General features: G+C 33.5%; 19 protein-coding genes. 10 read left to right on the top strand and 9 right to left on the bottom strand.

The window, feature by feature from the left end:
- Window positions 1-308: 308 nt before the first annotated feature.
- The 4 genes from GC105_RS00245 to GC105_RS16705 all read left to right on the top strand — a co-directional run bounded on the left by GC105_RS00245 (window position 309) and on the right by GC105_RS16705 (window position 2,925).
- The gene (locus GC105_RS00245; RefSeq protein ID WP_193708206.1) at window positions 309-683 is read left to right on the top strand and encodes a GntR family transcriptional regulator; all 375 of its coding nucleotides are present in this window, start codon (window positions 309-311) and stop codon (window positions 681-683) included.
- Between the two features lie 8 nt (window positions 684-691).
- Entirely contained in the window at window positions 692-1,546 is an 855-nt protein-coding gene (locus GC105_RS00240) for an ABC transporter ATP-binding protein (protein ID WP_343029915.1), read from the top strand.
- Window positions 1,546-2,178: an ABC-2 transporter permease gene (locus GC105_RS00235; protein ID WP_246169627.1), complete on the top strand. Its 633-nt coding sequence runs from the start codon at window positions 1,546-1,548 to the stop codon at window positions 2,176-2,178. Before GC105_RS00240 ends, GC105_RS00235 begins: the two co-directional genes overlap by 1 nt.
- A 603-nt stretch (window positions 2,179-2,781) precedes the next feature.
- A complete protein-coding gene (locus tag GC105_RS16705) occupies window positions 2,782-2,925 on the top strand; it encodes a hypothetical protein (protein ID WP_193708205.1) in 144 nt (47 codons plus the stop codon).
- Window positions 2,926-2,961: 36 nt separating this feature from the next.
- On the opposite strand, the gene GC105_RS00230 is transcribed toward GC105_RS16705, so the two are convergent.
- From GC105_RS00230 to GC105_RS00220, 3 genes are read right to left on the bottom strand one after another with little or no spacing between them, the layout of a single operon-like run.
- The gene (locus tag GC105_RS00230) at window positions 2,962-3,735 is read right to left on the bottom strand and encodes a YfjL-like protein (protein WP_152800532.1); all 774 of its coding nucleotides are present in this window, start codon (window positions 3,733-3,735) and stop codon (window positions 2,962-2,964) included.
- Window positions 3,725-4,273 carry a zf-HC2 domain-containing protein gene (locus tag GC105_RS00225; protein WP_152800531.1) on the bottom strand — a complete coding sequence of 183 codons (549 nt, stop codon included), beginning with the start codon at window positions 4,271-4,273 and terminating at the stop codon, window positions 3,725-3,727. The genes GC105_RS00230 and GC105_RS00225 overlap by 11 nt, the downstream gene beginning before the upstream one ends.
- Window positions 4,266-4,766, bottom strand: coding sequence for an RNA polymerase sigma factor (locus GC105_RS00220; RefSeq protein WP_152800530.1), 501 nt, complete (start codon window positions 4,764-4,766; stop codon window positions 4,266-4,268). Before GC105_RS00220 ends, GC105_RS00225 begins: the two co-directional genes overlap by 8 nt.
- A gap of 461 nt (window positions 4,767-5,227) precedes the next feature.
- On the opposite strand from GC105_RS00220, the gene GC105_RS00215 reads away from it, so the two are divergent.
- Window positions 5,228-6,544 carry a methyl-accepting chemotaxis protein gene (locus tag GC105_RS00215; protein ID WP_193708204.1) on the top strand — a complete coding sequence of 439 codons (1,317 nt, stop codon included), beginning with the start codon at window positions 5,228-5,230 and terminating at the stop codon, window positions 6,542-6,544.
- A 152-nt stretch (window positions 6,545-6,696) separates the two neighbouring features.
- Here the strand turns inward: GC105_RS00215 and GC105_RS00210 are convergent, their stop codons facing one another.
- A complete protein-coding gene (locus GC105_RS00210) occupies window positions 6,697-7,251 on the bottom strand; it encodes a GNAT family N-acetyltransferase (RefSeq protein ID WP_152800528.1) in 555 nt (184 codons plus the stop codon).
- An 832-nt stretch (window positions 7,252-8,083) separates the two neighbouring features.
- Here GC105_RS00210 and GC105_RS00200 point away from each other — a divergent pair.
- Window positions 8,084-8,563, top strand: coding sequence for an RNA polymerase sigma factor (locus GC105_RS00200; RefSeq protein WP_152800527.1), 480 nt, complete (start codon window positions 8,084-8,086; stop codon window positions 8,561-8,563).
- A complete protein-coding gene (locus GC105_RS00195; RefSeq protein WP_152800526.1) occupies window positions 8,556-9,611 on the top strand; it encodes a DUF4179 domain-containing protein in 1,056 nt (351 codons plus the stop codon). Before GC105_RS00200 ends, GC105_RS00195 begins: the two co-directional genes overlap by 8 nt.
- 362 nt (window positions 9,612-9,973) lie before the next feature.
- On the opposite strand, the gene GC105_RS00190 is transcribed toward GC105_RS00195, so the two are convergent.
- The 3 genes from GC105_RS00190 to GC105_RS00180 form a co-directional block, all read right to left on the bottom strand.
- Window positions 9,974-15,310: a protein kinase domain-containing protein gene (locus tag GC105_RS00190; protein ID WP_193708203.1), complete on the bottom strand. Its 5,337-nt coding sequence runs from the start codon at window positions 15,308-15,310 to the stop codon at window positions 9,974-9,976.
- Window positions 15,311-15,826: 516 nt separating this feature from the next.
- Complete coding sequence (locus GC105_RS00185) at window positions 15,827-17,026, bottom strand: MFS transporter (protein ID WP_152800524.1); 1,200 nt, start codon at window positions 17,024-17,026, stop codon at window positions 15,827-15,829.
- Between the two features lie 144 nt (window positions 17,027-17,170).
- Window positions 17,171-18,160: a uroporphyrinogen decarboxylase family protein gene (locus GC105_RS00180; protein ID WP_152800523.1), complete on the bottom strand. Its 990-nt coding sequence runs from the start codon at window positions 18,158-18,160 to the stop codon at window positions 17,171-17,173.
- Between the two features lie 226 nt (window positions 18,161-18,386).
- Between GC105_RS00180 and GC105_RS00175 the strand changes: the two genes are divergently transcribed.
- Together GC105_RS00175 and GC105_RS00170 are read left to right on the top strand one after the other, a co-directional pair.
- Complete coding sequence (locus GC105_RS00175) at window positions 18,387-19,559, top strand: uroporphyrinogen decarboxylase/cobalamine-independent methonine synthase family protein (protein WP_152800801.1); 1,173 nt, start codon at window positions 18,387-18,389, stop codon at window positions 19,557-19,559.
- A 259-nt stretch (window positions 19,560-19,818) separates the two neighbouring features.
- The gene (locus tag GC105_RS00170) at window positions 19,819-20,925 is read left to right on the top strand and encodes a uroporphyrinogen decarboxylase family protein (protein WP_152800522.1); all 1,107 of its coding nucleotides are present in this window, start codon (window positions 19,819-19,821) and stop codon (window positions 20,923-20,925) included.
- Between the two features lie 106 nt (window positions 20,926-21,031).
- Here the strand turns inward: GC105_RS00170 and GC105_RS00165 are convergent, their stop codons facing one another.
- Window positions 21,032-21,679 carry a TetR/AcrR family transcriptional regulator gene (locus GC105_RS00165; protein ID WP_152800521.1) on the bottom strand — a complete coding sequence of 216 codons (648 nt, stop codon included), beginning with the start codon at window positions 21,677-21,679 and terminating at the stop codon, window positions 21,032-21,034.
- 191 nt (window positions 21,680-21,870) lie between these two features.
- On the opposite strand from GC105_RS00165, the gene GC105_RS00160 reads away from it, so the two are divergent.
- A complete protein-coding gene (locus tag GC105_RS00160; RefSeq protein ID WP_152800520.1) occupies window positions 21,871-22,509 on the top strand; it encodes an HAD family hydrolase in 639 nt (212 codons plus the stop codon).
- A gap of 150 nt (window positions 22,510-22,659) precedes the next feature.
- Here the strand turns inward: GC105_RS00160 and GC105_RS00155 are convergent, their stop codons facing one another.
- On the bottom strand, window positions 22,660-22,860 hold the full coding sequence (locus GC105_RS00155; RefSeq protein WP_152800519.1) for a hypothetical protein: 201 nt from the start codon (window positions 22,858-22,860) through the stop codon (window positions 22,660-22,662).
- Window positions 22,861-23,024 lie beyond the last annotated feature (164 nt).

Raw genomic sequence — 23,024 nt, 5'->3', positions numbered from 1 at the left:
AAAGGTTAAAAACTGTCCCCTAGGTTACATTATATCCCTGATTCATATTTTAGTATGAAGTAAGAACACTTTTAAATTCACTTCAAATTTTTTACGGTGTATTTTAGATCCATTCCGCAAATACCTAGTCTCAAAAAGATGCAACGATGGCCACAGTTGTCCTGCTTGCAGGTTAGCGAAATATCTAAATCACTTCATTCAAAGAGTCAGGAAATCCTGATTTTTAGAAATCTTGACATTTATAGTATAATAGAATATACTGTGCTTATAGTGCATGCACACTATTCGATTCCGGAGGTGATATGATATTGAATATAATTATTGTAAATTCTGCAGAAGTGCCTATATACGAGCAGATTATGAACCAAATTAAATCCGCTATTCTGTCCGGTGAATTAAAAGAAGGAGATGTTTTACCGTCTGTTAGGGGCTTGGCAAGAGATTTGAACGTTAGCGTTATTACTACGAGAAAAGCATATGAGGGTCTGGAAGTACAAGGATTTACTATTAATATGATGGGGAAAGGTTCTTTTGTTGCACCGCAAGATATGGAGCTTTTAAGGGAAACCAGATTGGTGGAAATTGAAAAAAAGCTTACAGATATTATTGAGTATGCAAAACCTGTTGGAATTTCACGCGAGGATTTAAAAAAAATTATAGATGAACTAGGCGAGGAGGAATAAGATTGGATATGGTTTTGGAAATTTGCAATCTATGTAAAAGCTATGGGGAATTCAGTTTGCGGGATATAAATATGTCGTTGGAAAAGGGGACGCTTACCGGCTTCATAGGGCCTAACGGCGCAGGAAAAACGACAACCATTAAAAGCATATTGAACATTATCAAACCGGATGATGGAAAAATAACAGTTCTAGGGATGGATAGTATTAACAGTGATTTAGAAATAAAATCAAAGCTAGGAATTGTTCTTGATGACGGTCATTTTTATGAAGATTTGACCCTAAGAAAAATGAAAAATCTGATTGCTCCCATGTACCCTACATGGGACGATAATGCGTATAATTTCTACATAAAAAAATTTGAATTACCGGAGAGTAAGAAGATTAAAGATTTGTCCAGAGGCATGAGAATGAAATACGCGCTTGTGCTTTCTCTTTCACATGGCGCTGACCTTTTTATTTTGGACGAGCCTACATCTGGCCTTGATCCGTTGGTGAGAAGTGAACTGATAGAAATACTTAAAGACATTGTGTTTGAGGGCAATAGAACTGTTTTGATGTCAACACATATAACTTCTGACCTTGACAAAATAGCTGACTATTTGTATTTCATATATGACGGTAAAATTATCCTAAAAGGTCAAAAGGATGAAATAAAAGATCAGCACGCCATTGTAAAGGGCGATACTGCGGTATTATTGCCAGATTACAAAAATTACTTTGTTGGTATAAACAAATCCTCTTACGGTTTTGAAGGACTGACAGATAACAAAGCAGCACTCAAAAACGTACTGCCGGACAAAACAGTTTATGAAGTCCCCTCTATAGAGGACATACTGCTCTACTATACAAGGAGGTTTAAATAATGCGCATAAACTTTATAAACTTTACAAAAATGCAAATTTCAGCATTAAGCCAAATTGTTTGGCTACAGCTTCTTTGTATTGCATTATACCCGATGTTTTTTAATCAAATCAACGTAAACAATGACTTAGCCAATATCATCATTTATGCTGTGGGGCTGTTGATGCTATCCTATTTACTTTTGCGAAATTTTGCGTTCAATGACGCAAAGTATAAGACTAAGTTGCTTTTTAGTATACTACCTGTTACGTCTACAACAATTATAGGAGCAAGGGGCATAATTATCTATCTTTTCTGTTTAATTTCTACCCCTCTCTTGATTTTGTTTTCTATCATAACAAATGCCATAAAACCTGAAATGTTTGCAGTTATTCAAACGCATATTCTTCCTTATGGACTATTGTTGGTTGCTGTTTTTATACCAATAGAATTCTTAATATTCTATATGTTTGAAACTCAAAAAGCGGATATTATTGGTGCGCTTGTAATTTTCCCATATATGGCCCTTATGGCCCTTTTGTATAACTATTTAATGAATAGTCCTCTTTTGATTTGCGTGATTGTTGTTGCAATTCTTACGAATGTGTTTTGTTACAGAGTTTGTAATAAACTATATAAATATAAACGACTTTAAGTTGTTTTAGATTTTAAAAATAATTGCTAATCTGCCCTGTGGCAAATAATAAAACCGCAGTTTTGGCAGAGAGGTAGTTTTGCGCTAAATTGCATAAATAAGCCAATCGGCGGTTTTTGATATAGAATCAAAGCCTCCGATTTCCGCTTTAAAAACAGAAACGTGGAGGGTGTGATAACTGGAAAGTAGGTTTTTGCAAAACAGAGTAAAAACCTACCTTCAAAAAAGCTTGGGACGGCAGGATGTATGAAATCACACTTAAAAATGCTTGAGATGTGTCTTAATCATAAAAAAAATATTCTTCTATCAGTTCTCCCGAAGAAAACGAACATGTTTATCCATTAAACAGTATGCGCATAGGTCAAATTTTGTATCCTCTCATCAATAATATACTGCTTAATCTTAAGGCAATCAAATCAGATCATATAACCCTTATTCGCAAAGTATTTTGGCTAACGTACTCGCACTCATGACTTTCCTCAGCCTTAAATAGTTCTTATCTTAGTATATAAATACTACAGTCAAGAGTTCATTTATGATACAATAAAATTGGATAACAAATATAAAATTTTTGACCTTATCAAATAGATGCTGGAGTGAAACATGAAAAACATTAGACGTATTGGAATCATAGGATGTATCTTATTGCTTGTGGCATTAAACTTGGTCAATACTACTGAAGCCACTAATGGCGTATTTGACCTTCGTGGCAAAATGTTCTTGATTTTCTCATATCTAATGTCCTGATTGAAAGTTATTTTTTATTCTAGGACACAAAATTATTTACAATTCATTTTCATTTTCTTTATCCATTTCTTCATAATACTCTATTGTCTTATTGATATTTTCATTTACTCTTTCTTGCAATCCATCCTCATGGATATCTTGGTATAAAAAATTTATTATATTTATGCTTTCTCTTCTCTTTTCGTCCTCTGAAAATGGTGCTTCTAAAGTGAAATCTATGGAATAGAATGGAATCTCTTTTTGATCAAACAACTTTTTTACTTCAAGTAGTTTTTGAGTTAAAATTTCTTCATTTAATTTATCACTTGTAAGATAAATCACTATATGTCCTTTTTCTCTTGCCATTTTTTTAATATCGTAATCTTTATCGAGTTCGAGTTCCTGGAAACCATCGCTTTTGTCGAATATCTCACCATAAGCAATATTGTTGTTAGAATAATTTTTTACCACAGTATCTACTAAATCATGATATAAAGTATTTACTCTTTCCCATGTGTTAAACTTTTCAATCACATCGGTTTTATAATTATCGTAAATAAATTTACCCATTCCTGTAAAATTAATTGAAAAATGTGTGTCTATGCTTGTTTTTGATTTAGCATATACATAATAGTTTCCATCCTTAAAATTGTAACTTGCTTTTTCTAGTTCGAGATCCAAATTAGAGTAATTATCTTCCACATACTTTTGAGCGGCTTGATTAACAAGAATTTTTGAAATAGGATTTCCTACAAATGCGTTTGCATTAATTAAGATCAAACCTATAAGTATCAATGCTATTAGTCCTGCAAGTATTTTCTTAACTTTCATTTTTTACCTCTTTTCCAAAAGCGATTTTTAATAATAAAGCTATAATTACTCCAACTGTACAAAGCCCTGCGTAGATACCCGACCAGTATACAGGCATGACAAACATTGAAATTATAAAGCCTTCCTCAAATATTCCTTGGAAAATATACTTTATAAAAAGCCCTACATATGAAAACACAAATAATGCGATAGGTATGTGATATGCTTTCTTATTTAAAGCAAAATATCCTATTGCTCCAATTGTAGGCATAATTAAAATGTTATAGAACATTCCCATAGTATCTGATAACGCAATCCCTAGCATAATACCAATTACTACAATCCCCATTGCGATGATAAATAACTGCTTTTTTATTTTAGATATAATACTTTCTTCATTCATTACGGGCGTCTCTGTTTCCAGTGACTCATAAAGATTACGGCAACTATCACAATGTTTAATATGTTCAGTCACTAATAAATGACTGCCCTCACTTGCAGCATTGTCTTTTACAAGCGGTATCAAATCTATACAAACATCGCAAGAAATTTCACTCATACTCAAACCCCTCCCTTGTAAGCATTTCTTTCAGTTTCTTTTTTGTACGAAAATCAATCACTCTTGCAGAACCCTCAGAAATGCCCCATTTCTTTGCTATCTCATAGAAAGAATATCCTTCTATCCGCCTCAGAACAATATCTCTTGTTCTTGTATCTTCTCTTAAGAGGAGTTGTGAGATTCGCCTTGCCACTTCGTTTTGTGCAACAATTTCATCTGGTTCACATTCATCACATATGTAGTATTTAGTCAAATCATCTAAGGAAATAGTTGGCTTTTCTTTTCTTAGATATTCATACCACTTATACCTAGCTATTGAAAATAGCCATGTTTTTATATCAGATTTTCCCTCAAAGCTAGATAATGATTTTATTGCACTGTGAAATGTCTCTGACACTAAATCTTGTGAGAGGGTTGTATTATGAGTAATACTCACAAGATATACAAAAACATCTTGCTTATATTGTTCATAAACAGCTATTATTGCAAACATAAAATCCCCCTTTCATAGTATTAGTGTCAGAATCAAGCATTATGTTACAACTATTTTTATTATTTTCCATATCCTCTGGTGTGTCCATATATCATATCATCAATTTCCTCATGATATGATATATATAATACCAAATTAGCACTTTGTTGTTATACCTACTTTCACAATCAATTAATCCCATCAAATAAGGTCCGATACTATAAATATTATTGACTACATTATCTATGAACTTTATTTCTCTATAGTAATGAGTTTTGCTATTACTGTTATAGGTGTAATACTCTCGAATTATCTTGGGGAGGTATTTATATATGATATCCCTCTAGTGGCGTAATCTGTAGATATATCTTTAATACAAACCACTAAAAAGGCTTCTTTATTTTTCTGTATTAGTGCTTAAGAATAAATAGTATTAACCGATATTATAAGAACATTAATTTATTCGAGGAGGTATTATGACTATGAATAGTAAAAGTACGAAAAAGAAAAGCTTTAATTTTGTAAATAAAATCAAATTAGGTATTAAACCCAAAGTATTAATAAGTGTGATTATTGCACTTTTAATAGGTCCTACCATATCTCTTTTCGTAGGAGGTTTGGTAAATCATTTAGAGTTTATTCCAAGTAATATATCACTATATATTTCCACATTGATTAATTTATTAGTAGTCTCCTTCATAGTCCTAATCTTATTAGAATTCATGGTGTTGAGACCCTTAAATCAATCCGTTCTTAGTATATCCCATATTGTGTCGAATTTAGATTTAAGTAAACGCATAGAAGTTGAATCAAATGATGAAATCGGTAACCTAGTAAAACACATCAATATTTTCATCCAAACTATGCAAGATGAAATGAAATCATCATCTAATACTTCCCATGAACTTAAAAACTTATCTCAAAACCTTGATAAAATGAGCTCGTTGAGCTTTGAAATGTCTAATGAAATTTCTACCACAATTGAATCTATTGCACTAGGAGCAAATGAACAAGTAACAGAAACTCAAAGTGGTGCTGAATATGCAAAGAGTATTGGTGAGCTAATTAATAAAAATAGAAAACTACTTAATACATTGAATGTTCAAACTGAAAAAGTCGACATTCATAACCATAATGGTATTAAAGTTTTAAATTCATTGAATGAACAATTTTCTCAAAGTATTAATTTTACTAAAGAGGCAAATCAAATCATATTGGATACAAACATGAGTGCAGAAAAAATAAAGAAGGCTAGTGAGATGATTCGTAATATTGCATCTCAAACAAATCTTTTAGCACTGAATGCAGCTATTGAAGCTGCAAGAGCTGGTGATGCTGGAAAAGGTTTTGCAGTTGTAGCAGAAGAAATACGTACATTAGCAGAACAATCCAATCAGTTTAGCGAAGATATTGTAGTAGTTATTGACGAACTATCACAAAGAGCTGATATTGCAGTAGAAAAAATGAGTAATGTCATTCATGTTATTGATGATCAATCTTCAAGCCTGAAAGCTACAAACGCTGAATTCGACGGAATAGTGACCGCTTTAGATGATATGAAGAATCTGATTTCTGATTTAAACTTACTAGGAGAAAATATGGATACTAATAAAGAAAAAATAATACAAGTAACTAACAATTTAGCAGCAGTTGCTCAAGAAAACGCAGCAGCTACACAAGAAGCGTCAGCATCAGTAGAGCATCAAAGATCAACAATCCAAGAATCAACAAAACAGATTGAAAAAGTAGCAAATTTTTCTAATGAAATGGAAAATAGCATCGCAAAGTTTGTTATCTAGATAATATCAAGAACTTTAAAGAACTTTATGTACCAGAATAATCCTTAGTCAATCATTAGAACTAAGGACTTTTTTTGTTATATGCTACCTTTGTAGTAGACAGTATAAAACTTGTATACTACAAAGGAGGGGTAATGTCTTTTTCAGTAATCTTACAATCCAAGATACTCATCCCTTAGAATGCCGTAGAAAAACTCACTGTACCACATTTTCTGGTCACCAACCCTATCAAACCGGTTTTTGATAAAATGACCCTCCCGACGCATGCCTACATGCTCCATGACTCTCGCACTTGCAATGTTATCGGCATTACATTCGGCATGAATACGGTGAAGTTTTAGCTCCTCAAATCCAAATTTCAACAGTGCCTCCACAAACTCAGTGGCATAACCATGGTTCCAATAATCTCTATGGGTACACCAACCGAGCATACCTGTGTTGCGACTCTCTCCATCTAGATATAAGCCGCAGTTACCTATCATTTTGTCACTTTCCTTGAGCATAACGGCAAATTCATAGATTTTAGGTGGTTGGTCTTTCCACCATTTCTCGCATATTTCAAGAAAACCTCTTGCACTTTCTGGAGTATACGGACCAAAAATCATATATGTCATATTTTCTGACACAGAACTATAGCTGTAAAACGCCTCAAAATCTTGTGTTCCAAGTGGGCGAAGTATCAGCCTGTCGGTTTCAATTTTCATCATATTATTCAGTCTCCTTCATATAAAAACTACATTTCTCAACTTTTAATATCTTTAAACTCATTATTATATAAACTCTTACAAATTACAATAACATATTGATTGTTATATAATTTATCTCATAATAAAGTGAAACTTTATTCAGTTGCAAATGTTAATTCTATACCATCACTGCTTAACTGGTAATTCTTCTCACTATGATTAAAATAAGCAGCATCATGAATTAATATATCTAATTTTTTTCTTCATATAAACTTATCTTATGAGCATTCATAGTATATTATTTCTAATAGATCTGAAATTTTCTGAAAACTGCGACAATATCTTGCATTTTGCATTTGATTTTATTAGGAAGTTTGATTATAATCAAGATAGAGTGTCAAAGTCTAATTTACGTTCTACTTGTACCTCTTTGCAACACATCCTGCCGTCACAAATGCCTACTTTCATATGCTTTTTGACTCAGAATTTCAAAGGAATATTTTCTTATCCTGAGAGTATATTAATACAAAATAATACAATGTTTGTAGCCTATATACGTAATAAAAGAATATGTAAGTTGATTTAATATGCACTTGAAGCAAGTAAATATATTGAGTTGCCTAAACTAATATTTGGCTATCAAAGATTAGGAAATAAGGAATTTGTTTTCTTAGGTTCATGCCTATATTTACTTTAGACACAATATTCTTATAATGCGTCGTAATAGTAGAATACTGTGCAATAAGAATTATTTGATTTTCAAGCCGCCAAATGGCGGCATTTTTATATATTTTATAATTTTGTAGCTTTTTGGGGTGCTAAAAGGTATTCATAGTGAAAGGAGGCTCTGCTTATGAAACAGTTGAATTATTATTCTGAAGTTACTGTTGTAAAAACTTTTTCTGATATGGTTTATAGATTGGCTTTTTCACATACAAGAAATAAAAGTGATGCTGATGATATCTACCAAGAAGTCTTTTTAATATATCTAAGGAAAAAACCGCAGTTTAAGACAGAGGAACATAGAAAAGCTTGGCTTATTCGCGTTACTATCAACAGTTGCAAGAAAATGTGGGCATTACCTTGGAGAAAGAAAATAGTGCCATTAAATGAAACCATTGTTTTCGAAACCGAGGAAGAAACTAATCTTCACTATGAGCTTCAAAAACTACCTATGAAGTATAGAACAGTAATACAGTTGTTTTACTATGAGGATTTGAGCATAGAAGAAATTAGTAAAGCACTAAAACAAAAACCATCCACTGTCAGAACCCAACTTACACGTGCAAGGTATAAGCTAAAAGAAATTTTAAAGGAGGATTATTATGTTTGAAGAAAAATATCGTAGTATGAACGAACAAATTTTTCCCGACCAAAAACTTGTAGATAAAATAATTTACTCAGTAAATAAAAGTGAAAGTGGCACAATGAAAAGGACAAAAATTTTCCCAAATCCTATTATTATTTTCACAATGCTTATTGTAAGTGCTATAACTATAACACCTGTACTTGCTGCCAATGTACCTGCTATTTATGAACTTATGTATTTTGTTTCTCCAACTGCTACACAGTTTTTTATGCCTGTGCAAAAATCTCATGAAGATAATGGTATTAAAATGGAGGTAGTATCTTCGTATGTCCATGACAATATAGTTGAAGTTTATATTACAATGCAAGATCTTATAGGAGAACGTATTGATGAAACCACAGACCTTAATGACAGCTACTCAATTAATCGTCCATTTGACAGTTCTGCAACATGTCAGCTTATTTACTATGAAGAATCAACAAGAACAGCAACCTTCCTGATATCTATAACAGAGTGGGGTAACAGAAATATTATTGGTGATAAAATAACCTTTTCAGCTAGAGAATTTATTAGTAGTAAGCATGAATATAATGAAATACCAATTGGGATAAGTTCAGCAAATATTAATAGCAGTCCATCGACAAAGCAAGTTTCAACGGTTGGCGGAAGTGGTGTCAAATATGAAAAACATTTTACAAAGTACGATAACAGTGCTGAAGTTCTTGTCCCCACTCCTCCAATGGATTTCCCAATAAAAGGTATTGATTTAACAGGCATTGGATATGTAAATGATATGCTTCATATACAAACATCTGTTGTAAATAATTTGACTAAGGATAATCATGGATATTTTTTCTTAAGAGATAAGAATGGGAATCAAATTGAATATGATTATAGTGTCGGTTTTGCAGAGAATTTTGATAAGGATAATAGAATTGATTATAATGAATTTGTATTTGACATTCCCCAATCAGAAATTAAACAATATTCATTTTATGGAACCTTTGTTACCAGTGGATTGTTTACAGAAGGAAACTGGCAGGTAACATTTCCCCTTGAAGAAATAAAGTGAAACTTTATTCAGTACAGGTTTTCTTCATCCCATACTGAATATTAGTTTTCGCATAACAACGAGCCAAGCGACAATATGTTTCCGCTAGTACCTTAATAACGGAGCAGTTAAATACCTTACTTTCATTTGGCGAGTGTCGCGACTTTTACAGGCACTTAACCCCCACTTATCTTTTTTCATCTTGAAATATTGAAGTGGAGCAATACCCAATTTATCTAGACTGCAAGGAGATAAATTGAATGGTATCGCCCCGGTCAGGGTTGATGAGGTTTGTAGCAACTGAAAGAAGCTAGAAGCCCACAACCTACGACGGGTATCTTAGTGCCTTCTAATGCGGGATTATAAAAGTTTGGGAATTAGTCCTATTTTTCTCGTTGAATCCTCTTTTTTCTCTTTTCTTCATACATAAGATTATCACCTCTTTTTAATAGTTCATCAAGAGTACAAGGGTTATTATTATCATACTTAGCTACGCCAATACTAGTAGATAACTCATACAGTCTAGAACTCTGTAAATTGTATTCTTTTAAGTTTTCCGACAACCGCGCAACTAAAGTTGTTTCAACAGTTCCCTCAGTATCTAAAGCTAATCCTATAAACTCGTCACCACCAATTCGGCAAATGATATCAGCACTTCGAAATGTATTTATTAATATTCCAGCAAAGTCAATCAACGCACGATCTCCTTCAAGATGTCCAAATGTATCATTTATCCATTTCATCTTATCCATATCTGCATACATCAAAATTAATTTCTGATCTAAACGATCTGCAGTTTTTATTTGCTGTGTAGCTAGAGTAATAAAACCACGTCGATTATATAATCCAGTTAATTCATCAACCAATGCTAATTCACGCAGTTCTTCTTCCCCATGTTTTCTTTGAGTAATATCTGTAATTATGCCATCAATATAAATTTGACCATCATTATCTTTTTTTCTAATGGCAGTATGTGAAGCCCAAAATACTTTTCCTTTCAAGGTGATCATTTCTAACTCTTCATCTTCAATTAATCCCTCTTGAAGTATTTTATCATTGAGCTGCTTTATTCCTTCATAATTTAGATAATACTTGCTTATGGGTTGTTTAATAAATTCATCTTTAGACTTTGCTTCAAACATTTTCACAAGAGCAGGATTAGCTTCCAAATAAACCCCATTTATGCAATCTGATCGTCTAGACACGCCTACAGATAAATTGTTCACTAGGTCGGCATATTTTTGATAAGTATCATTTAATTGCTTAGTTCTTTCTGTTACTTTTTTTTCAAGTTCAGAATAAAGCATAGAGTTTTCCAATGAAATAGCTGCCTGTGAAGCAAATATATTCAGTACCTGAATTCGTTCTTTCGTAAAAGCTTCTGTTAATACGTGATTTTCAAGATAGATAATTCCTTTTAATAAATTTTGAGATAAGATGGGAAAACACATAAAAGATAAAGCATCATCATTTTCCAAATAAAAATTGTCTGATGAAAACTGACTTTTATTAACATTACCAATAATCAACGGTTCTTTTGTCCTAATCACGTAACTAATCACTGATAAAGGAAGTAATTTGTTTGTATCAGCACTTCCAAAATCAACCTCTTTCTCTACAAAAATACTTTCTGCTACACCTTTTACAATCACAAACGCAGATAAAATCCATCTAATATCGTCCTTTAAAAAAATGTACCCTTTATTACTTCCCGAATTTTCAAGAATAATTTTCATAAGTATTTCCAGCAGTCTATTTCTTTCTATAACTCCTGAAATAGCTTGAGTAGCCTTAATTACGGCGTTTAGATCAAAATCAGCAGCATTGGTCAAACTTCTTCTGTTTGAAGAATACTGTCCTAGCTTCAAACTGTCTATTGCATTAAATATAATATCAATGTATCTTTCTTCCATTTGTTTCGTTTTGCCTGTCGCCTCCCATGATAAAAAACCCGAATAAGACTCTTTTAAATAAAAACGTCCAATCCTTTCAATTCCTAATCTCAGATACTGAACCCCTGCAAGTTCACAAGCCAAGGCATAGTGATACGGCCTTTTATTTTCTTTTGCACCTAGTATAGCTTTTTCATATAATCTGAAGGCTTCATCATACTTCCCTTCAACTATCTTCATTTCAGCATCTATAAGATCATAAAAGTGTTGAAAATTAAAAGGAGCATCCTTTGCCCTCTGATATAACCATTCCTGATTTTCTCTTAATACGTTTAGTAATCGATCTATCTCCTGTGAACATTCGATTTTATCAATGGTTTTACAAATAGCAAGGGAATATAAAAAATTATGTAGTGCAACAGTATAAAATCCACTCATATGTGCAATATATGGAATTACCTTTTCAGCAAGTGTGTAAGCCTTACTAAAATTACCGAACAAAACTGCTACTAGTGTTCCGTATATACAGTAATAACATACTGCCATAGCATTGTGTTGAATTTCTTTTACATGTTTTTCTTCATTAAAAACTTCATCATCAAAGCTTCCATATGTTAAGGTTTCTCCTTGTAACGCTTTTACCAGTTGATTAAAAACCACAAATGATTCCAAGGAAAATAAATTATTCATCTTTTTTGCAAATGATAAAGCTACCGCTACTTCATCCTGCATCTCTGAAATAGAATTGCAGGATTCTAAAATAGCCACCTGAGAAGTAAAAAAGCTGAAACAAGAAAATTCAAACTCACCATTTTTCAGGTTACCTTTATAAGCTTCATGAGCATAGAAAACACCATTTTCCAAAGGTTCATACCAATGACACGTAAACAGGCCATATGTGTGATAAATTCTATATAATTCATTAGTAAAACCTCTGGTTTTTGCGATGCTAATTGTTGTCTTAGCAAGCTTATATCCTTGATCATAATTATTTCGAAGATTGATTAATGCCAAGATCAGAGCAGCCGACCCTCCCAAAGACATTGGTGTAATACCTCTTTCCATCATCCGGTTAGTATTTACCAAAGTAGCCCAAAACGAAGCCAAAGGATTGAAAAACAAACCTGCTGCTGCTATCCTATTTAAGATTTTAGCAACGGCTATGTCTTTTTTATCACTTAAATTTTCCTTTTCTTCCAGTCTTTCAATACTGCCTTTTCTTACATGTTCATAATACTTTTCAATTTCTAATTGAACAGTCTTTAGTAATTCAACTTTTGGATATTCTATTCCCAGTCTTTCAAGAAGAGATGTTCCCATGAAAAAAGCTTCCTCGAATCGTCCCCGATTGGAGAGACTTACCAGTTGTAAACAGCACGAATCTACCAATTCCAAAGGTTCCTTTACAAGTTCTTCAATAACAATATGAATTTTGTCCAATTCGTCGAATAATGCCAAACTAAAAAGCACTAAATGATATTCAATGTTTACCCGCAGTAAAAATGATCTTTCTTTATTAATGGTTTGAGGAATAATCTCGAGTATTAGCTCCAAATACTCCTTAGCAGTTGCAAACGCAGATGAGAAAATTGCTTTACGGGCTGCCTTAAAAAATATTTCAATTGCTCTTTCCATTTCTTGAGATTTTTTTAGGCAATCTATTCCCTTTGAATAATGCTCTGCAATAACATAAAGGTAGTCTGATCCTTCATATCCTTCGACAGTTTCATAGTATCTGGCTATTCTTATGTGGTTTTCTTTTCGAACACATTCTGTTAGAATCTGATACCCTGCTTGTTGAAACTTGTCATGACAGAATTTAAATTGCAGTTCACCATTTTCTTTGCTAGAAACGTATATCATATCTTCATTGATAGTTGGTTTTAGCTCTTCTATGATGCTTGGCATATCTTTTCCAGATAACGCCGATAATACCTTGATATCAAAATGATTCCCTATACAGGCTGCTGTTGTAATCAACTTTTTCACAGATAAAGGTAGTAGTTCAATTTTTCCAATGAGATAATCAGCCACGTTTTCCGAGGCTCTACTCTTTTTTATTTCATCTCCATTCCACTTCCATCTCATTTCATCCTGATCATAATAAAACAATTTATCTTCATTACATTGTTTAAGAAACTCGATGGTATAAAATGGATTTCCAGAAGTCTTCTCATAAACAGCTTGGGCAAGCCCCGTAATTTCTTTTTCTGGGTGACTCACAATACTAGCGATCATCTGTTTAATTGATCCTAAATCAAGACTTTCCAGTTGAATAACCTCAACACTGCCGTTATTCCGATTGATTTTCTCAATGCTTCTCATAAGAGGGTGGGATATATCCACCTCGTTGTTCCGATAGGTACCGATAAATAAAAAGCTATTTATATCTGGATCCAGATGTATGTTTATAAACAACTCTAGAGAAGCCATATCCGCCCACTGCAAATCATCCATAAACAATACTAAGGGATTTTTCTGTGATGCGACAGCAACAATCCAGTTTTTTAAGGCGAGTTTGAACATGGTCTGTTCTTCGATAATGGAAGTTGACTTGATTATTGGTTGTTCTCCAATAATCAGTTCGAGTAGCGGAACATCTTCCGTAATTAGCTTGCTACTGGATCCCATTATATCCAGTATTCTTTTTTTCCAATAATTCATTACTGTTTCAGGTTCAGATAGAATATATCTACAGAATTGTTCAATAGCTTGAAAATAAGCTGAATATGGCGCGTTTTTATTATATTGGTCGTATTTGCCCCATAGAAACATACCCTGCTCTTTAATTACGAACTTCTGGATTTCCCTTACAAGTGAGGTCTTACCGATCCCCGAATAGCCACCTATAACAAAACTTTCGACTTTTCCTTTTTTTACATTTTGAAATGAAGTTAGCAGTTTTCTTATTTCCTTATCTCTCCCATATATTTTTTTTATGATTTCAAATTTATCATGGGTATCGCCAAGCCCTAGCTCAAATTTTTCTATTATTTCATTTTTCTTGAGCTGTTTTAGGCATTCTTGCAAATCAAAAATTATTCCTGTAGCACTTCTATATCTTTCATCAGGCATTTTTTCCATAAGTTTTGAGATGATTCCAGACACTGCTTTCGGAATTAGGGGATCAACTTCATTAGCAGTAATAGGTATTCCTGCCATCTGAAAATGAACAAGTTCAGCAGGGTCGTGCGATATAAAAGGTAGCCTGCCACAAATCAGTTGATATAAGGTTACACCAAAAGAATAAAAATCTGTCCTATAATCAATTAAACGGTTCATCCTTCCCGTCTGTTCAGGAGAAATATATGCCAATGTACCTTCCAGTTTGTTTGGATTCAATGGTTGCATTTCCTCAAAGGAAAACTCAGAAGAAATATCGAAATCAATAAGCTTCAATATTTTTTTTTCAGGATTATACACAATATTTGTCGGGTTAATATCTCTATGAACAACTCCGTTTTTATGAAGATATTCAAGACATTTTGCTGTTTTTATAGCGATTTCTAAAAACTCTTTCATATTTAGTTTAGTGGTTTGACAATACTGCAACAAAGAAACTGCTCCAAAATCTTCACTTACTAAGTAATACTGAGAATCAAAATATAACAGTTCATAAGCCTTAATTACATATTCGCCCTGTAGTTTATGTATTAACCTGTATTCATTTTTAAGTTTGGAATGGCTAATAAAATCATATAACTCACTATCTATTGTTTTAATAATAACATTTTCTTTTGATTCAAGATTAAAAGCTTTATATACACTTCTACTAGATGAACAATATATTGTTTCTAGTATTTTATATTTTTCTATAATATTGAGCATTTTGTCTCCCCTTTTCCTCATGCATCTATTATAGTTACGTCAAACTTAACAACTTTAAAATATCATAAAACCTTTATTCTAATTTCTTTAGTTTCGTACATTGTGTCTTTAATATAAAAATATAAAACTCGTATCTAAATTTCTAAAAGTTGTTTGTGTATAAATGATTTCTTTATACATAATAAATCGGTTACATTACTTGTTTATTAAGTGATAATAATTGATTATCGGCAATTTCAAATACTTAGGACAGCAGGATGTGTGAAAGTAAACAAAATGCCCCTATAATAATACAAAACAGTTTAAGTATGTCATATTATTAGTATAACTTACTACATATAGATGTGGATATTATGTCTAGATACAGAAATGTGAATTTAATAGAAAGCAAGTGGGCAAACCTAAAAAGAGCTACTGGAGAATCAAATACCCAATAGCTCAATTTCATTCAATATTTGTTAATCTGAATTAACACTTTTCAAGAAAGATCAATTATTCAATATCGTTTTTCTATTGTTATACAGCAGCTTTTTTGTCGCTCTTACTAAATACAAAGAACGATACGACCGCCAACGCCAGTAAAGCTATAGATGAGACAATCAATTTTCCTTCTATCGTCGGTTCAGACATGAAAATCGATGTTACACCATTAACGATATTCGGAGACAAGAAGATCGCGAAAGCTCCAACACCGTTCAAGATACCGAGCGCAATTGTAGTCATACTCGGAGAAACATTGTTTGAGACATTGTAGAAAAATGTCGGGATTGCGCATGTCAATCCAAAACCGCCTAGGATTGCTGCAATAAATACATTCGCAATACCACCGAAGATTACCATCTGGATCATGCCAATCGCCGTGATTACAAAAGAAAACGTAGCCAATTGAGATTTCATACCTTTGAACATTCTACCGTACAAGATACCAGCTATACCTCCCAGACCAGACATGGAAGTCTGAACGAGGCCAGCTGTAGTTATAGTACCAAGTCCATATGTAGTCATAAACAAAGAAAAATTCGCCGAAAAAGTGAACATGAATACTCCATAGATGATATCTATGATCAAAACGGTGATGACAAATGGACTAAATTTTCCTTTTCCCTGAGGCATCTCAGTATCTGTAGCAGCATTTGCAACTTCTTTAACCGGTTCTTTACTCGGAAGATTTGTCAAAACCACAATGAAGATCGGAACCGTAGCAAATGCGACCAAATATGCATAGATCCAATCAATTCCTGAGAGTAACGCTCCGATAAACGCGAGAAACATACCACCGAAGTTTACGAAAGAAGACTGAAGGCCCATCAACGACGCACGTTCCTGTCCTTCAAAATAATCTGCAGGAAGCGCCATGGTAAGTGTTGACAAGAGACCTTGTCCGACACCAAACAATGCACTGGCAGCCAATAAATAGCTAAAGTTTTCTTTGCCGAAGAATAAAGCAACAATGCCGGCTAATAATATAATTGCGATGCCAGTTAATATTGTGATTTTTTTAGAAATAATCTTTGCTATGGGCCCAGCAAGCATCGAGAAAACCACGTTTACCATAAAAGGTAATGTTAATACCATAATGAGGACATTGGGAGCAATACCAGAAAATAGTTCCCACGTAGAGATCGTTCCAAAAAGTGCATTGATGATGTTTGATGTCATTAGAAGCATAGCGGCAGCCATAATACCTGACTTGATTTGAAATTTGCTCTTATTCATAATAATTCATCCTTTCTTTAATAAATTATATTGTTAATATTGTTTTAGCCTACTTATTCATAATCAGTAGCTGTTAATTCTTCTGATACAATTTATATAGATTATTTGGTTCTAGTATATTCTATTTCACTATCACAGGCATGCTTAAAACATTTCTCTGCTCATTCGATCAATTTGCTTGTCTATTTCTTCATATACTCCAGGAAAATGGCTCATTGGTCCTCCATGAGTAATACATGGAATATAGTGTTCTTTTCCATTAGATTTACAAGCCTTCTCCACTTCATTGGCAATAATAGTTGGTGTCCAATTTGGAAAATCCAGCTCACCGCTATGTAATCCACCCATAAAAGAAATTTTCGAACCATAGTTATGAATTAACTCCGGAATATTGTTTGTCTTCATAGTACCTTGCCAAATATCGATTCCCATATCAATCATATAGGGTACAAGATTAGCCCCATAGGAATCACTATGGTGAACAATAATTTCCACGCCACTTGACTTATAGAACTCATAAATCTTTTTATATCGTGGAACAAGAAACTCATTAAACATTTCTGGTGACATGAAAGACGAAATTTGACTACCCCAATCGTCGTGGTGAAATAATGCGTCTGGCATCAGTTTGTCTACGATGATTTCTGCATTTTCTAATTCAAATGTAGTAATCACATCTAATAGTTGGTGCATTGCTTCCGGCTCCTCATAATATGCCATTAATGCATCTTCCATCCCCATCAAGTGATGTGTCATTTCAAAGATACCTGGAGCATAAACCGCAGCAACAAACTCATTTTCACGATCAATGGATTTGGCATGGGCAATTGCAGGCGCCCATTTTTCTTCAGACGTAGGCACAGTAGGTTTCTTTAAATGTTTCTCCCATTGAGCGATGTCTTTAATGACCTTGTGCTCGAAATCATGCATGGGAAATCCACCAATTTGTCCTTTTGGAAAATTCCATGTGACTCCCCAAAGATCTTGAGAAGGTTTTTCCCCTGGTTGCAATGGTATTCCTTCCATAGCAAATGCCGCTTCCATGATCAAGTTTAAAAATTCATACTGCTTTACAAAACGGTCTGGTTTGCCACCACGAAGTGTTTCTAGTAAATTTTCTCTTTTCGTTAACATGACGATCCCCCTTGAATCATATTAGACTCTGGTCTAAACTTAAGTCTAATATATTCCTTTATTAGTAATATGTCAATAGGCATATTATAAAATAGACATATTATAAAATATTTTAATAAAATCGAATGGGATCTGTCGTTGACATTTAGTAAAATAAGTGCTATATTCTAATTAGACTCGGGTCTATACTTTAGTATATTAATTCGGAGGTGATGTTTTGGAACGAATGGATGATAAATTATCCGTCAACAAGCAAAACTTAAAAGATGCATTGTCTTTTAAGGAACCAGACAAGGTACCTGTAGGTATTGAAGTAGCTATGTGGCCTTATACATACTCTAATACACGTTATGATCAGGTAAGAGATAATCCAAAAGTAGCAACGGAAACATATGTCAAATTTTTAGATGATATATCTATCGATTATATGTGGGGACCGACAGGAGTCACAAAACCGATTGATGCGTTTTTAAGCTTGGGATCTGATAGTTTTCTAATGGGTTCTGATGGAAACTCGATTGTACATGCACAAACAAATGAAATCCCTATGGAAGAATGGGAATACGAAGATTTTATCAAGGATCCGCGCTACTATTGGAGGGAGGTTTTGTTACGCAAGAGAATTCCTGCATTCCAACATGATTATGAAAAGGCCTATCAATCATTTTTAGAAGCACTTGTTGCATATCGTCCTGTATACGAAACAAATAAAAGAATTTCAGCTGAATTGACCCAACGTGGCATATACCCACTTTCAAGCAACGGACCTCATTACAGCGTTCCTCTTGATACTTTTTTTGATCAAGTAAGAGGAATGAAAAACACTTTATTAGATTTGAGAAGGCGCCCAGAAGTCGTCAAAAGAGCATGCGACAGAATTTTTGAAATCGACATGCAAAAGATGAAGGAAAAACCTTCTGATTATATTGGCAAAGACGACTTGTTTTGTGGAATTACAGTCTATCACAGCGCATGTTTTTTAAACGCGAAACAATTCGACGAAATGTTTATGTATTACCTCAAAAAAGGATTTATGGAGTTTTTTGAAGCAGGTGTACATATGTTTGTGAAAGGGGAAGGAAAATTTATTCATACCTTGAATCGATTTAGAGAATTACCCAGAGGCGCCATGGTAATTATGTTGGAAGAAGACGATCCTTTCGAATGTTACAAGGAAATTGGAGATTGGGCTACATTAGCAACGGGAATAAGTGCAGATCTACTTAAATACGGAACAAAACAACAATGTATTGATTATGTCAAAAAATGTTTTGACACCTTTGCTCCTGGAGGAGGGTTTATCTTTATGCAGGATCGACCGTTGATGGGTGTGAAAGACGCAAATATCGATAACCTGATTGCCGTGTATGAGTTTGCCAATGAATACGGTAAAAAATAAGTAGAAAGGCAGGAATATGATGAATAAGGAAAATAATTTTGATTTATCCGAGCTCTTTGAGCGCGCAAAAGAAGATTCCAGCTGGGAGAACTCAGAAGATACTCGAATCGAATTGGTAGAGGGTCTGGTTTTCGAACTATTTTTTTCAATCACCTAATAAATAGACTAATTCGCTCAAATCGAGAACATTGAAATAGCCTAAGTTAAAGGAACTTATAAAGCATAAGTGCGATCATGGCAAAAGGAGGAAGTTTAGAAAATGAAAGTGTCGAAGTTTGATGAAAAGGAATTAAATGTGGTTGGTGAGATGCCAAACTTGATGGGTGGAGAAGCTATTCCTATCTTCAGTACCCCTGTAAGTGGGAAAGAAGGTGCTCTAGCAACCTATCGCAAACGACCGATTTGGCAAGTGGTTCTTGGTGTTGGACATGAATTTCAAATGTTCAATCCAAATTTTATTCCAGATAATGTATCTCGCGCCTTCGTGTCCGATCATAGTTTCGTACCAGGTGTTAGCAATCTTTATGCAGGTAAGGACATGTTTGGCATCCAATGGTTATATGAAGAATCTGCAGGGGGTTCTATGGTGATACCTGGAAACCCACTTTTCACTGATATGAATGATTGGAAGGAAAAGGTTGTTTGGCCAGACATCAATGCCTGGGATTGGGAAGGTGAAAGAGAAAAAAACAATGGATATTTTGAAAAAGATAAGTTGGTCATAACATGGATTTTCACTGGTTTCTTCGAAAGATTGATCTCTTTCATGGATTTTGAAAATGCAGCAGTAGCTATGATAGATGAAGAACAGGAAGATGCCGTAAAAGAGTTTTTTGACCATTTGTCTGATTTATATATACAATTAATTGATAAGTATATAACGCACTTTCCAGAAATTGATGTCTTTTATATTCATGATGACTGGGGTGCACAAAAGGACACATTTTTTTCTCCCACTGCAGCAAAAGAACTCCTTGTTCCATATATGAAAAAGGTTACTGATTTTATCCATGAAAAAGGTAGATTCGCGGAACTTCATAGCTGTGGCATGAATGAGAAACAAATTGGAAATATTATAGATGCGGGGTGGGATGCATGGACGCCACAAACTATGAATGACACTCAAAAGCTATATGAAGAATATGGAGATCAAATCATAATTGGAGTATTGCCAGATTTATTTGATCCAAAAACAACATCTGAAGAAGAGCAACGAACGTATGCACGTGATTTTGCAAATAAATTTTGTCTAGCTGACAAACCATCCGCATTGAGTGTATATGCTCAGTTCAATGAAGAGATCCTGACAAAAGCGTATCGGGAAGAGCTTTACAAGCAATCCAGAATTAATTACGCCAAATCTTAAACCAGCTGAATTATGTTATATAAATTTTATAAGAATCAAAAATCAGCAATTCATTACCCATGTTTCAAAGTTGGGTATTGAATTGCTGTTTCAATTTCATCTTTAATCAACCACGAATCGTTGCAACCACTTTAAAACCATGAATAACAATATCCATTGTCTCGAATAATCTCAAAGATTCTTTCAATACATACTCCCGTCGTTTATGAGGAATAGCGAAAAGTTCAAAAAGATTTTTCAAGTAAAAATTTCTCGCCTCAATAAAATTATAGCGTTGAGTTTGATCATAAAAATAAATAGTCAATTGCTTATACAATGCTACATTCGCCACCCGAATTAGAGAAAACTCTTTGTCATCAATTTTCTTGTTAGTATTCTCAAGGCATACTTCATACACTCGGTCGTGTTCGTAAATAATATCATTACTATTCAATTCAGAAGAAAACCGACGCAACTTTGCATCTTGAAAATAAGTATACCAAAAAATAGTAATCTCTAAAGAAAATTTAACCAGAGAATCTTCTAATTCTAAAATTTGCGAAGATCTATAATGTTCTTCTACCGAGTCAAGAAATATACTAAAACCCAGATCTGCCTTATTTTCAAAGTGATGATAAAAGCTACCTTTATTTGTTCTTGATCGATCAATGATGTCTGTTACCTTTGTATCTACATATCCATTTTCATAAAATAAAATCTCTGCAGTATTATAAATTTTTTCTTTTGTTTCTACTCCCGCTTTATGTCGAGCCATAATATCGTTCCTCACATTTTAAGTTTATACAAGTATACTATACCACTACACAAAGAACAAGGGGAGAAACTCAAACGGGGGTGTAGAAGGTCGAATAAAAAGTATCACCTTACATACCTCACTCCCTAGTACAACTGTATGTTATAATACTTATACATCAAAAGAAAGGTAGTGATAATATTACTATTAAAATGATTATTTTTGATTTAGATGGTACTTTGGTAGATTCCTTAGAAGGGATTGCTTTTTCTATGAATCATGTCCTAGATACCAGTGGATTTGGTACTTTTCCTACTTTGGAGTATAAAAAATTTGTAGGTGAAGGGATAAAAAGGCTTGTATATAAAGCCTTACCAGAAACACACAAAGACGATGGTTCAGTAAATGAGTATTATGATTTTATGTGTAATATATATCGAGAGCATTATTCAGAAGGAATGGTTTTATATTCTGGTATAGAAGAATTATTAAACAAACTCACACATTTAGGATTGATCTTGGCTATAAATACTAACAAAAACCAAGATGTCACTGATATGATTGTTGCGAAGTACTTAAAATATTGGGATTTTATTAAAGTAATTGGTTCTAATTCGGGTTTTTATAAAAAACCGAATCCACTTGGTGCTCTTACACTAGCAAAACTTGCAAGGTTTGATCCCAAAGATTGTCTATATATAGGAGATTCAGAAGTAGATATCTTAACAGCTAAAAATGCAGGTATGACTTCCATAACGGTTACTTGGGGATTTCGATCTCATGCCGAATTATTAGTACACTCCCCTCAAAACATAGTACATTATCCTAATGAAATTTTAAAATACATATAAGGAGATCTATAAAACAAAAGCGTCCCAAGTGTTTTTAGCATCCTGACGGGACTTTTTGTATAGAATTTTAAATAATAAGTCCTGTCGTCTTAATATTTACTATTTGGTGTTAACCATAGTTAATGTTATTTTTTTCGTAATTCAATAGGTTTAGTTCCTCATCGGTTTGTCTAAAGAAGCTCCTAATGAGTACCACTTATATGGATCAGCAAAAAAGGAATATAGTAGTTCTTTAATTTCAGCATGTTCTACAATAAATCTAATCTCTCCCCATTTGATTTTATAACTACCATTAATAATTTCATATGTAATATCTTTTCCTCTGCCAGAGATAAGTTTTACTAATTTCATTTTAACCTTGTAACATTAGGTTCAATTTTCCTCCGACAAATTCCTTCAGTGATAACAACTATTCTCAATCATTAATTGTTAATAGTAAAATCTGATTTATTAGTTTGTAGATTCTATTATTACTATATAATATAAAATTGATAAAAATAATCAAGTGTAAGACT

The sequence above is a fragment of the Alkalibaculum sporogenes genome, assembly GCF_009362815.1.
Taxonomy (GTDB): domain Bacteria; phylum Bacillota; class Clostridia; order Eubacteriales; family Alkalibacteraceae; genus Alkalibaculum_A; species Alkalibaculum_A sporogenes.
This window is presented reverse-complemented; position numbering and strand designations above follow the sequence as displayed.

Excerpts from the sequence above, each read along its gene's own strand:
- GC105_RS00220 (WP_152800530.1), bottom strand. The coding sequence starts at position 4,766 with ATGTTTGCAATAATAGCTGTTTATGAACAATATAAGCAAGATGTTTTT.
- GC105_RS00210 (WP_152800528.1), bottom strand. The coding sequence starts at position 7,251 with ATGATGAAAATTGAAACCGACAGGCTGATACTTCGCCCACTTGGAACA.
- GC105_RS00235 (WP_246169627.1), top strand. The coding sequence starts at position 1,546 with ATGCGCATAAACTTTATAAACTTTACAAAAATGCAAATTTCAGCATTA.
- GC105_RS16705 (WP_193708205.1), top strand. The coding sequence starts at position 2,782 with ATGAAAAACATTAGACGTATTGGAATCATAGGATGTATCTTATTGCTT.
- GC105_RS00225 (WP_152800531.1), bottom strand. The coding sequence starts at position 4,273 with ATGAGTGAAATTTCTTGCGATGTTTGTATAGATTTGATACCGCTTGTA.
- GC105_RS00190 (WP_193708203.1), bottom strand. The coding sequence starts at position 15,310 with ATGCTCAATATTATAGAAAAATATAAAATACTAGAAACAATATATTGT.
- GC105_RS00195 (WP_152800526.1), top strand. The coding sequence starts at position 8,556 with ATGTTTGAAGAAAAATATCGTAGTATGAACGAACAAATTTTTCCCGAC.
- GC105_RS00175 (WP_152800801.1), top strand. The coding sequence starts at position 18,387 with ATGGATGATAAATTATCCGTCAACAAGCAAAACTTAAAAGATGCATTG.
- GC105_RS00155 (WP_152800519.1), bottom strand. The coding sequence starts at position 22,860 with ATGAAATTAGTAAAACTTATCTCTGGCAGAGGAAAAGATATTACATAT.
- GC105_RS00180 (WP_152800523.1), bottom strand. The coding sequence starts at position 18,160 with ATGTTAACGAAAAGAGAAAATTTACTAGAAACACTTCGTGGTGGCAAA.
- GC105_RS00215 (WP_193708204.1), top strand. The coding sequence starts at position 5,228 with ATGAATAGTAAAAGTACGAAAAAGAAAAGCTTTAATTTTGTAAATAAA.
- GC105_RS00240 (WP_343029915.1), top strand. The coding sequence starts at position 692 with ATGGTTTTGGAAATTTGCAATCTATGTAAAAGCTATGGGGAATTCAGT.
- GC105_RS00230 (WP_152800532.1), bottom strand. The coding sequence starts at position 3,735 with ATGAAAGTTAAGAAAATACTTGCAGGACTAATAGCATTGATACTTATA.
- GC105_RS00160 (WP_152800520.1), top strand. The coding sequence starts at position 21,871 with ATGATTATTTTTGATTTAGATGGTACTTTGGTAGATTCCTTAGAAGGG.
- GC105_RS00165 (WP_152800521.1), bottom strand. The coding sequence starts at position 21,679 with ATGGCTCGACATAAAGCGGGAGTAGAAACAAAAGAAAAAATTTATAAT.
- GC105_RS00200 (WP_152800527.1), top strand. The coding sequence starts at position 8,084 with ATGAAACAGTTGAATTATTATTCTGAAGTTACTGTTGTAAAAACTTTT.
- GC105_RS00170 (WP_152800522.1), top strand. The coding sequence starts at position 19,819 with ATGAAAGTGTCGAAGTTTGATGAAAAGGAATTAAATGTGGTTGGTGAG.
- GC105_RS00185 (WP_152800524.1), bottom strand. The coding sequence starts at position 17,026 with ATGAATAAGAGCAAATTTCAAATCAAGTCAGGTATTATGGCTGCCGCT.